The 12,017-nt window shown below is 43.4% G+C and carries 8 protein-coding genes; all 8 read right to left on the bottom strand.

The features are described from left to right. Positions 1 to 35: 35 nt before the first annotated feature. Positions 36 to 641: a JAB domain-containing protein gene (locus ENN47_05370; protein ID HDP77604.1), complete on the bottom strand. Its 606-nt coding sequence runs from the start codon at positions 639 to 641 to the stop codon at positions 36 to 38. Between the two features lie 312 nt (positions 642 to 953). After that, positions 954 to 2,078: a hypothetical protein gene (locus tag ENN47_05365; protein HDP77603.1), complete on the bottom strand. Its 1,125-nt coding sequence runs from the start codon at positions 2,076 to 2,078 to the stop codon at positions 954 to 956. Positions 2,079 to 2,227: 149 nt separating this feature from the next. Next, positions 2,228 to 3,094, bottom strand: coding sequence for a hypothetical protein (locus ENN47_05360; GenBank protein HDP77602.1), 867 nt, complete (start codon positions 3,092 to 3,094; stop codon positions 2,228 to 2,230). A 337-nt stretch (positions 3,095 to 3,431) separates the two neighbouring features. Next, the gene (locus ENN47_05355) at positions 3,432 to 4,208 is read right to left on the bottom strand and encodes a M48 family peptidase (GenBank protein ID HDP77601.1); all 777 of its coding nucleotides are present in this window, start codon (positions 4,206 to 4,208) and stop codon (positions 3,432 to 3,434) included. Continuing rightward, positions 4,138 to 7,293 (bottom strand): HsdR family type I site-specific deoxyribonuclease, encoded by a 3,156-nt coding sequence (locus ENN47_05350; protein HDP77600.1) that lies wholly within the window; start codon positions 7,291 to 7,293, stop codon positions 4,138 to 4,140. Before ENN47_05350 ends, ENN47_05355 begins: the two co-directional genes overlap by 71 nt. Next, complete coding sequence (locus tag ENN47_05345) at positions 7,290 to 8,159, bottom strand: GIY-YIG nuclease family protein (GenBank protein HDP77599.1); 870 nt, start codon at positions 8,157 to 8,159, stop codon at positions 7,290 to 7,292. Before ENN47_05345 ends, ENN47_05350 begins: the two co-directional genes overlap by 4 nt. Then, a complete protein-coding gene (locus ENN47_05340; protein HDP77598.1) occupies positions 8,156 to 9,451 on the bottom strand; it encodes a restriction endonuclease subunit S in 1,296 nt (431 codons plus the stop codon). Before ENN47_05340 ends, ENN47_05345 begins: the two co-directional genes overlap by 4 nt. Beyond that, positions 9,444 to 11,903 (bottom strand): type I restriction-modification system subunit M, encoded by a 2,460-nt coding sequence (locus tag ENN47_05335; protein ID HDP77597.1) that lies wholly within the window; start codon positions 11,901 to 11,903, stop codon positions 9,444 to 9,446. Before ENN47_05335 ends, ENN47_05340 begins: the two co-directional genes overlap by 8 nt. Positions 11,904 to 12,017 lie beyond the last annotated feature (114 nt).

Here is a 12,017-nt window from a genome sequence, read left to right as displayed (position 1 = left end):
ATGGTCTATAGAACAATAGACTATAGAATTATGTTCTATAGATTAATATCGGATTCTTTTACTGAAATTGTCTCTTCAATAGCCAACATATCAATTATTCTTTCATCTGTAAATGAGTATAGAGAACCTTTTGCGAGGATTACATGATCAACCAGTCTGATTCCTAGTATTTTACCTGCTTCTCTTATCGCGTTAGTCGTAGTCTTGTCCTCTTCCGAAGGCGAGGGATCTCCACATGGATGATTGTGGACAAGAACGATTCCCGCGGCGGATCTCATTATTGCGGGTCTGAAAACCTCCCTGGGGTGGCAAATACAGCTGTCCAGAATGCCTAAACTAACTAGATCGATACCTACAATATTCAGCTTTGTAGAAAGTGATACTACTTTCATCATTTCCTGATCGAGGGCGATCATATCGTGACACGCCCAGTAGAGCGATTCAGGCCGTTCAGCACGATTATGGTGGATTTGACTCCTCATGTAGTCTGGATACAACGTGTTCATCAAATCTAGCAATGATTTGACAATACAACCAGTTTCGGTTTTTTGATTTAGCTCTTTTAAAAGTGTCCCGCTTTGAACAGTGGAAAGATCATTCAGATACTCCCTAACAATCTGTAGCTCAATTGCTTTGATCATACCAACGCCTCCTAAAATGAATTGACCTCACCAAGAAGTGAGGCCTTATGAGTCTTGCGCCGTAGAGGGGTGGGGCATAAATCTCACTATCCTATCTACAAGGCCAGAAACCCACATACTGGTACGTCCGCGGAGGCGCTTACATTCAGCTAATCAAGACTTTTGGAGCTTAGAAGTAAGCATTGGAGGCATAAAAAAACGGCCCATAAGAGGCCGTTGCAGAGTATTGCTATTTTAATTAGAAAAGACGATATATTTAGTTCACATTAAAGTCTTCCACTACCTCAGAGTACAAACTAATTGTGTGTACAATTATGCTGCGATAACAGACATTATGGGCTGGTTATAAACGATATTGTTGACAACTGGCATGGATAGTAGTCTGGACAAATTAATGTTGGTAACACAATAACCTATATCATACTCTGAACGCGCGATTTGCTTATCATAATACTCATTAATAACGTAGTACAGCATATCCATATCATCAGACGATAGGTAATTAATGTTGCTCTTATATTTTCCACAGCCATTAGCAGAAAATAACGAATAATAAGTCTTCTTTTTGTTATTTCCATAGACAGATGGAGTAAACGAAGTTTTGAACACCTTGCTACCCAAGGAAGCGGTAAGGTTGTTTTCAATGTTATATAGTTCGCATTTGTTTCTGAAATTGCTGTAGTCAACTGAAAGCGCGATAGCACAAAACGCATCCGCCCGCTTCCTTTTAGCATCATAGTATTTGCTTTCAAAGTTAGGATAAATATAGTAGTAATCACCTTTTGCTGTTAACTTGAAAACGCGTCTAAAAACGTGAAGTAGCTCTTCCTGGTTGATTATTTTTCGACCATTTTCAAAAAAGGCTCCAACTAAATGGTAATGCAGAATGCCGTTGTAACTATTGCCCTTTGCAGTGCTAGGAACCAGAATCGATTTGAATTCATACCCTTCAGCGTTAAACTTTTTGGTAATATGCTTAATAAAGCTTTTGGCATTGTCAAAGGTGTCTTTAAGGTTGAATTTATCCCTGTGAAGAATTTTTTTGACAGGCTTAAAATTGAATGAGAAATTCGGCTGCAAGTAATAGGCAGTCTGCATAGCCTTTTCGATCTCGTTATAGCAATGTGAGTAGTAGTTGGTAGTCAGCCTTTTTCTAATTGGAGAAGACAGTCCATAATATTCAAAATACTTTGTCTTTCGTGCGCCACAATATTCGATCTGATGTTCATCGCTCCAGGAACTCTTCCCGTTTGAAAAGGCAAGAGTCGCGTCTTCAATGAAACCTAGATTTGATTTTTCCGATCGGGTCATAGGCGGCCTAGAAATGTTGAGTTCCCGTTTTCCATCAGTTAAAGTTATTCTGTAGACTTTCAGTCTTACCATTTCTTTTATTTCAAGGAATATACTTCTAAGATCAGTTTTGCTTTTCTGAGCCAATACCGGATCACCTCTCTTCCATTTTATAATTAAGTATACCATTCAATTAGCGCTTAAAATGCTGAGAAATATCTAATCTAAAAAAGCCCGAAAACCCGGATAAACAATTGGTCAGAGTACATTTTGCGGAATAATTATAAGTATAATTTCTATACCATTGTCAAGGAGTCTGACTTTTGCGCGCGTTTGTGAACTTTCTCGTCCCTGATAGCCTTCATTGTTTGGTACTTGCCAAATTTTCTGGCCAAATGGATTGTGGAGTCTTTGTATATGTAGTCAGCAAATTTGATACATTCAGCCTGTTTGGTAATCCGAATAAAGTGGTGGCCCTTTTTGTCGGTTCTGTGCGAATGTTCGACGCCAATTTTGGAGAGTACTTTGCTTAGGCCATCACACATCATTTCTGTTCCCCAATAACCAATCGCAAAGCCATTTTTATTGCTTATAGAAATACAGCCATCGCCGTCAATCAGACCTCTAATGAAATGAGGTTCTAAGTCTTCTGTGAGCCATTCTGGCCACGTGCGTGTATATGTCATATTTCCACAGATGCCAAGCGCAGCAATTTGCTTACTAACTTTTTTGTTATAGATACCCAATCTATAAAGCATCTGAGCATTTTCTCCCGCATAGCTATTTGCAGAATTTTTCATAGGAATAATTCGCGCGTTTGATCCGATTGCTTCCTTTATTTTTTCTAGGATGTCTAGGCTATCCTTTGCTACATCGATTTTTGCGACATTTGGCGACACGCTGTTCGAGCCGTCAGAGAAAAACCAGCCCATGACGTATGCCTTGTCCGGGGTATCTATTACCTCGAAGAAACTCTCGTCAACAGAGTATTTTCTCTTGTTAACGGCTCGTTCCTTACCCAGTGGTCCAAAGCGGCGAGTCAAACGCGTGTATATTGTAGAATTTGTAACCCCAAAGGCCTTTGCAATATCACTTACCTTTTTACCTTCTTTGTACATTTCAAAAATTGTTTCTACTTCTTGATCCGAAATGACTTTCTTCAAAAAAAGCCGACCTCCGCGAATTAATTTGTTTCTTGTTGTAGAAATAACAAGTCATAATCTGTGGAGGACAGGGGCACTAATAAATAGCTGTGTCTAGCTTTAAAATTGAAAGATAGTAAATTGTGCGAAATTTGAAGAATAGATCCTATACGTCAATAGAAGGTTATTTTGCAGAAATCAATAGTGCCTAGGCAGAATTCTACTGAAGGAAGTTTGTAGCATAAAATAACAATACAAATCGAGACTGTGCTGGTAAGCAAATATATCAATGTAAGGTCATTAAACGGTTAGCGCATACAGTGCGCTGTCGAGAGAAGGTATTTACGTCAATAAATTGCTACGGAAGACCAATCGCTGAGCGATTCAGTTCATCGCGCGTGGTTTGCCAATTAGGAAGCAGGTCGCTCATAAGAGATTTATAGCGGTCGTTATGATGGCGCTCAATAAGATGAAGCATCTCGTGTACAACTACGTACTCGAGGCAGGAAAGAGACTTCTTCGCAAGCTCAAGGTTAAGCCAAATACGCCTCGCTTTTATGTTACAACTCCCCCATCGCGTTTTCATCTTGCGAACACCCCAATCGGCAACCACGACTCCGATTCTAGGTTCCCATTCGGTTATCATGGCGGGAATCTGTTCCTTTAATCTCTTCCTGTACCACTCGTAAAGAACGGCTTCTCTTTTTGCCCGATCGCTACTAGGGCGAATCCTGAGTTCTATTGAGGAGTTGTTCGAAAGCTTGACTGTCGGAGGCCTGTTTATTTCTACTACTTTCAACCTGTATCTGCGACCTCGAAAGTAATGACTCTCTCCAGTAATCATCTCCCGGCGAGATTGCCTTTCCTGGTTTTTGAAAGCCTCCTGTTTCTTCCGAATCCAGCCTATGCGGGTGATTAGCGCAAGCCGTACCGCATCTTTATTCATATGAAGCGGAGCAGCTACGCGCACCCTGCCCTCAGGTGGATATACGGCAAGGTGAAGGTTCTTTATATGCTTTCTCACAACCTCAACGGGAATTCCCATAACTTCGAGTTTGTATTCTTCAATAATCGCGCTGGTTTTTGGCAATTTCGAATATCTCCTTAGCGAGTTGATTTGAATTTCCAAGTACATTCTTTATTGCAATCTCAACTTCGCGCTCTTTTTGGCGGTTGCCTCTCCAGTCGGCTTTCTTCACATCGCGGATCGCTTTGTCCAACGCGATAGCCATTTGGGCCCGCGAATCCGAATCGTTGTGATACTTATATTGTCCCTGGGGATCTTTCGCCACTAAATCGTCCAGCTGCTCAAGATTGTCGTAAAAAGCCATCTTTGCCGGGGTATCAATCATGCCCGGGTATTTAGCTTCCGTTGCTGGTCTTGCAACCTGTTTCGCCAGTTTGATAATCTGTTCGAGATAACTCTTGTAATCAATAGTCTGTCTGCGCCTTTCCTGAATAAGTTCGTCCAAAAGAGATGACATCTTCTCGTAGTACCTTGGATTGACCGGAGATTCGTCTATGATAAGCTTTCTTACATTGTTCTCAATCGTTTCAGATACGGCTTCTTTATCTTTGCGGATACTCTCGGGCAGATTATCAACGGCACTTTCTCCCCTGTCTACGATCATTTCTACGAGAGTCATATCATCAAAATTTGAGAGTACCTCACTTTCTTCAGCCCTAATATAAGTGTCTAAAAGATGCCTCATAGCCGGTTCGTAAGCCTTCATATCCACGTAATCGCCACTTGCCAGTTTGACTTCCTGGCGGACGTTTTCGTAGTATGCGACTTCGTGCTTTATGGTACTTATCTCATCCGATGTATAACCAGCCTCTTCCAGTTCGTTTGCCAGATTCGCATATGCCCTTACGAGCGCGGAGACTGTTTTGTACAAAGCCACGCGTTTAGGCTCATTCTCCTTCAATTGCTGCACATTGCCGCTTTCCTCAGCGCAGAAATATTTTATGTAAGCAGAGGTGTTTTTGGGCGGTTCTACCGGTTCACATAGAGCCTTAATCGATTCACGAAGCTCTTCCAGCCGTTCACGCGCCTTATCCAAACGATCCTTAAGCAGCCCCTCTACGTCTTCTCGGTCATAACCGTCAAGGGCTCCACCGGTATAGTCCTTTATGGCCCCTTCCAGAGATTTGAAGAGGTCCTTATAATCAATGATATAACCATTCTCCTTATCTTCCGTGTGAAGGCGGTTAACCCTGCAGATAGCCTGAAATAAACCGTGATCACGCATCTGTTTGTCTATATACAGGTATGTCGCCGGGGGTGCGTCAAAGCCAGTTAGCAGTTTATCCACAACTATAAGCAATTTCATCTGTCCCGGTTCTTCTATGAAGCGTCTCTTGACCTCTTTCTCAAATTCTTCGACTCTGTTCATCGCTCTATCTTCAGACTCATCATAGAAGTCGGCCAACATCTTTCGGTAGATTTTGTACTCAAGAAGCTTTTGAGTAAGACCTTCGCCTGTCTCTTCTCCCTTTATACTGGAAACAGTGGGTCTGTAAGAAGTCACAATAGCGCATTTATCTCCAAAACCCGCTTTGCTGAACATCTCATACAATCTACAGGCCGAGTATATGCTGTCAGCAATGAGCATGGCGTTGCCATTGCCACTCTGGAGCCTATCCTTTCTTTCCATATCCATTAAAATGTCATTTACAATCTTTTGTAGTCGATCTTCTGAACTTAGAATTTCCTGCATTCTGCCCCAGCGTTTCTTCAGCTGAGCTTTGGCTACATCTGATAATCCGCGCGTCTTGATTTCAAACCACTCATCTACTTTTTTTGGCGAAGTTAAATTCTGGTAGATGTCGCGCGCTTCATATCTTAGATCGAGTACAACACCGTCGCGCACCGCCTCATCGTATTTGTATGTATGGATGTAAGGGCCGAACACCTCTATGCTCTTCTGCTTATCCTTTTTCAATAGTGGGGTACCAGTGAAGCCAATAAACATCGCTTCAGGAAGAAGTTTCTTCATGGCATCGTTTAGAATTCCCGACTGAGTTCTGTGACACTCATCCACAAAGACGAATATCTCGCCCTTAGCCTTGAAGTCGGCGGTTAGACTTTTCTTTATATCATCCAGATACTCTTTAACGTCTTTTTCACTGGCTCCCTCGCCCGCTCCAAATTTGTGGACAAGCGCGCATATGAGCCATCTCTCATTGGTGTTCAGTTCCTGTATAAGCTCCGCCCCGCTTTTAGTGCGGAGTATATCTTCTTTAACGTCCTTGAAGACTCCCTCAATTTGCTCATCCAGCTCTATACGATCCGTCACAATAAGCACTCTAGAACCGGTTACGTTTTCTCTGATCCATCTGGCAAGCCAGACCATTATTAGGCTTTTCCCGCTGCCCTGGGTGTGCCAGACTATTCCGCCTTCTCTACGTCTTATGCGTTCCTGCGCTGCTTTAACTCCGAAGTACTGGCTGTGGCGACAGGTCTTCTTAATTCCGGCATCAAATGATATGAAGTCATGTGCTATCTCGAGTAATCGATCCTTTCTGCAGAGCTGACCCAATTCTTTCAGCAGAGGATTATCGCCTGCCAGCGGATGTGCCTCTGTTTCCTTCCAGCGCATGTAATACTTCTCCGTTGTTCCGATGACCCCATATCTTAGGCCTTCGGTATCGTTTCCGGCCATAATGAGTTGAATAGTAGAGAAGAAACGTCTTATAAACTCCTTTTTCTGATTGTCCAGGTTCTGGCGAATTCCCTCTTCCACGGATACTGTGGAGCGCTTCAATTCGAGAACGGCGAAGGCGATACCATTCACATACAGCACTATGTCGGGGCGCTTTGTATGTTCCTCTATTATCGTTACCTCTTCGGCTACAGCAAAATTGTTGTTCTCGATGTTATCCCAGTCGATTAGCCAAACTGTCTTGTATTGTTCTTGTATATCTCTCTTGACCTTAACCCCATAGCGCAACAATCCATAGACGTCTTTGTTGGCGTAGTAGGTGTTTCTCTCGCCGATAACAGTGTTGGCTTTTTCGAGAAGGTCAATAGTCTTTGAGATAGTCGTGTCATCGTGTCCTTGTTTCTTCAGCCAGTCAGTCAACAGCCCCTGTTCGATATTGCTGTTATCGGATCTGTCTTTCCAGTTCCCAAGATACCTGTAACCCAGAGCGTTTTGAAGAAAAGTCAGCACCGCTTTCTGGGTTATGATTTCACGTTGCCCGACATATTCCTTCATCCACTTGCCTCCGTCCTCGTATCCTGAATCTTTTTCAGGGTATTTCCTTCAGCGGTTTTCCAGGCAGTGCGGCCGTTTACGGGACCTCCAACTAAAACACCCGCAGCAGTAGAGGGAGAAGCGAAACGATAATCCTGCGTGAACACATAGTAGCCGCCTTCTTGCTTCAAAACCCCACGATCTATAAGCTGTTGCCTAAGATCATGCAAATAGGCCTGTATAGAATTTACTTCTGCAATACGCGCACAAGAATCCTGCTTAACCACAAAACCTTCCGGGACCTCTATGCCTCTGGCTCTCGCGCCTCTTTGCGAAAGAACGTATTCTTCATCCGGGCCCTGCAATACAACATCCTTTGAAGCGGCCTCAAACGCGTCTATTCCCAGGATTGGATAAATGACAAGCATTTCATTGAGAAACCAATCTGCATCGGCACGATCGGCTTCCGATAGCGGAGGCAGAGGAGGTGTTGTACTATTCTCGACCTCCCACTGGTTAGCAGAGTTCGCAAGTTTGATAAGACTCGCTTCGAGGTAACGCACATGCGCCTTGTTCAGTCCCTCGTTACTACTTGTAAATGCAACAAAACCCGTCCAGAAGTCTTTCTTCATTGCGTGCTGTTTCAGACGGTCGCGCAGAATATCTGCTTCGCCGATATATATTCTGGAGGAACCACTTTTGCCGGGACCCGTCAGTACGTACACGCCGGGACGGGATAATTCATCTCGCAAAAGAGCAGAAACAAGATTCGAACGGCCGGCAACAACAGCTACACCTGTCCAGTTTGACTTCTCTATTATTCGTATTCCGTCTGGAGTTCCATCTACGAGAAAGAGTCGTATCGAGGTCGCCTGCGGACTCATCATACAGCCTCCTTATCCAGTAACCTTATTCTTCCGGTTAGAAGCTGTTGCATCATTCCCTGTTTTATCTGTTTTGTCTTATCTCTTTGGCGCTCCAAAGCTTCAATTTCAGCATCCATATCTAGTAGAATCGAGGTAATTGCGCGCTGTTCTTCAATTGCTGGAATAGCTATTAATAACTCTCGCAATACTTTCCAATCTGCTCGAGGCATATGTGTACCATATGAAACTCCAGAGGCTTCCAAAAACTGCTCAGTTTGAACAACATAAAAAAGGAAATTGTTGAGGATATCACTTGTACTAACATTAAGCGGCCAAATTTCTGTCGAACAAAGACCGTTTTGTTTAGCAAGCCAGAATTTCTTAAGATAGGGTCTTAACCGTCCAAATAATATGTCGCCTGAGAAAAATAGAAACTTCGAAGATTCAGATTCAGCCGCTTTAGAGTAAGCGCAAAGTCTGCCAGTTCCTTGTTCAATATGTTCTAGTTCTATACAAATGGTTTCTGGATTAACACTAGCAGGAAACACCCTATAACTTCTAACGCATGCAAAAGTTCCTAGTTGCTTCAATTCCCATTCCCCTTCAAAACCAGGCAAACGAGTTCTTCCTGTAAGAAGCTGCTGCATAGTTGCTTTCTTTATCGCCTGCTTTTTGTCTATGAGGTTATCAAGGGACTCTATAAGATTGTCAACGTCAGTGAGAACTTCAGCAATAGCAGCCTGCTCAGCGATGGAAGTTACTGGAACAGGCAGTATAGAGTACTCTTTTCCGTTTATCCCAGGTTGACCGCTGCGTGCCGACATCAATCGAACCCAATTCCAGTATGGGGAGGTTCCAAGGTATGCTTCTAAGAACTGAGGTAGGAGCTTGCTTCTATCAGGATGAACACGAATCAAAAATCCTGCAAATACAAGAGCTCCGTCACCAGGCCTATAACGATAATACTTACCGACACTAGCACCGGTACGAGCGAAAACGACATCTCCGTCTGTTAGCAGAAAATTGTGATAACTGTCAGTTGCAACAGAGGCTATGTTTTCAGAAGAAAATCTTCCTTCATCCGTGATATCGGTTATTCTTATGTATGTTGGAAGATTCTCCGAATAAGAGACCGCGGATGCGTTTATTCCATATTCTGGTTGTCCAACTAGACAATCTCTAAGCCTTTTCACTTCCCAATCCTCCGGAATAATTCCTACCTCAGTCTTCTTATAACCAGGCGGTATTTCATCGGAAGAATGGCCTTCACGAACAGATTCAAAATTATCCATCCTCAGCTGCTCTTCACACATCCCACACCAATCCCATCTTTTTCAGATGTTCGGCAACCTTCTTACTAAACTGATCGACTTCCTTTTCAATATCCGGTAGTGTCTGCGAATAGCGTTCCTCTAGTTCCTTAATTCTGTTGCTCAATCCCTGCGTGAGCTTTTCGACTTCTTCCTCAATAAAGGTTCGAATCTTGCTAAACCACTTATCCTCAACAACAAGCCTCTTTATATCTTCTTCATTCAAGTCTCCGTATTTCTGTAGAACCTTTTTATCGAGGACTAACTGTGCATCTTTGATTGCTTTCTTCGCTGCCGACTCTGCCTCATATAGTTCAAGATAGCGGCTTAAAGCTTTATGTTCATCTTCAAATTCGGGATCCGGATTCCTTCCCAATTCCTTAAGGCGATCTGTAACGGCACTCTTAGTAACGCTTCCCTTTTCATTCACCGCCTCTTCGAGCAGACTTTCCTCCCCTGTGTTTTCTTCCACGAATTCTTCAATTTCGCGGGAAGCCTCTTCTTGTTGTTGCATCATTTGTTCAATTTCAGCGTTTTCTTCAGAGAAATATCTCGCAACTATTAACTCAGGCGGGATTAGATCCATCTTGTACTTGGTTTTGCCGATTGTAAGATCAGGCTTCTCGTTAATCTTTCTTTCTTTGTTAGAGATTATTCCGCGAGGTTTCACAGCTTTTAACCAGCCATCTACTGCGATTAGATACACATCATCCTGCATCTCATCAGCCCAATAATCCATAAGCCGTTGGTAAACATCATAACGATCAAGCAGGGGAATATACACAAAACTGTCCAGCAGATCCTCGGATAACCTTTGTATTATTAGTTTTGGGGCATCGTTTATTGCGATCTCCTTCAATAGTGGTTTGTGTTCATTGGACCACTTATCAAATAGGGTGTTTACTTTGAAAGAGAAAGCCTGAAAGTCTTTATGTTCTAGTATTGTCTGCTTTATCTCGTTTGTATTTACTTTTGGCTCCAAGTAGCCAGGGCGGCCATTACCTTCAACAAGCGCTTCTCTTAGCGCAGGAAAGACCTGCCAATAATGCTTCAGATCATCTATATCCCGTTCCGGTATCCCACCATTCAGATGAGCGTCCAGGTCATGTAGGTCTTCCGGTTCGGATGAATCAATATACCTTGGAATGTTCAAGTTGTAGTCGTTAGTTGGACTAGCTATTTCGCTGAGTGGCACCATCCGGGAATAACGCGATATTTCAGTCTGTTTTCTGAAGACGTCAACTATCTTGTGTATGTCCTGTGAGCGTAGGCGATTCTTATTTCCGTCTTTCATAAACCCTTTGGAAGCGTCGATCATGAAGATACCAGTTCGAACAGTAGCGTTCTCTTTATCTATGACGATAATACAGGCAGGAATGCCGGTGCCGTAGAAGAGGTTTGACGGAAGACCTATGATCCCCTTTATGTAACCTCGTTTAATAAGGTTCTTACGGATATCCGCCTCTTTGTTTCCGCGGAATAGAACACCATGAGGAAGGATTATAGCGCCCTTACCATGACTCTTCAGCGACTTTATTAGATGCAGAAGAAAGGCATAGTCACCGTTCTTTGCCGGAGGTACCCCGTATTCAAATCGCCCGAACTCGTCATGATAAGGATCCAGACCATTGGTCCAGGACTTAGATGAAAATGGCGGATTTGCGACCGCGAAATCAAAGGCTTTCAGTGTACCGTCATGGTTTTTGAAGTGCGGAGCTGCCAGGGTGTTCCCTCTCCATATCTCTGCCGTGGGATGTTCGTGGAGTATCATATTCATTTTTGCCAGGGCCCAAGTCGCGTTATCCATTTCCTGGCCGAAGATTGCCAGTCTTGATATCTCAGTTTCATTGGCCGCTTTTATTAGAAGCGATCCGGATCCGCAAGTCGGGTCGTACACAGTGGGTTCCGAAAGGTTTTTCGCTTCTTCTATGCCGATTACTTTCGCCATTATTCTAGAGACTTCTGCCGGAGTGTAGAACTGGCCCTTACTCTTGCCTGATTCTGTGGCAAAGTTTTTCATAAGGTACTCGTATGCATCTCCTAGAAGATCGTCTCCCTCTGCCCTGTTTGATGTGAAGTCAAGTCCCTCAAATATAGCGACCAACCTCGAGAGGCGGTCCTGCATATCTTTACCCTGGCCGAGCTTCGTCTCATCATTGAAGTCAGCCGCATTTATAAGGAAGTCAAGTTCGTTCTCATGAGCAAAAGCGTTTATGATCTTGTTTATCTTGTCTCCGATCTCCTTATCGCCCTTGAGTTTCACCATATCATCGAAGCTGGCTCCAGGTGGAACAACTATTATCGCGTCATCTATTCCGGCGTATTTATCAGAAACGTACTTCATAAACAGCAGCGTCAGTACATAATCTTTGTACTGCGAAGCATCCATCCCTCCGCGCAGCTCATCACAGCTCTGCCAGAGCGATTGATACAGTTGGGATTTCTTCAATGCCATTGTCTGATCACTCCCAAATTGATATTTTAGAGGTTGTTTGTGCCAAAACTACAAAAATCGGAACATAGCGTTCTCGCAAGTCCTGAAGCAAGTCCCCTGTGAAAAGGATTCCAT

Origin of the sequence: Mesotoga infera, from assembly GCA_011045915.1 — a bacterium.
In the GTDB taxonomy this organism is placed as follows: Bacteria; Thermotogota; Thermotogae; order Petrotogales; family Kosmotogaceae; genus Mesotoga; species Mesotoga infera_D.
The sequence above is the reverse complement of the archived record's forward strand: the minus strand, read 5'-3'. Positions and strand labels throughout refer to the sequence as shown.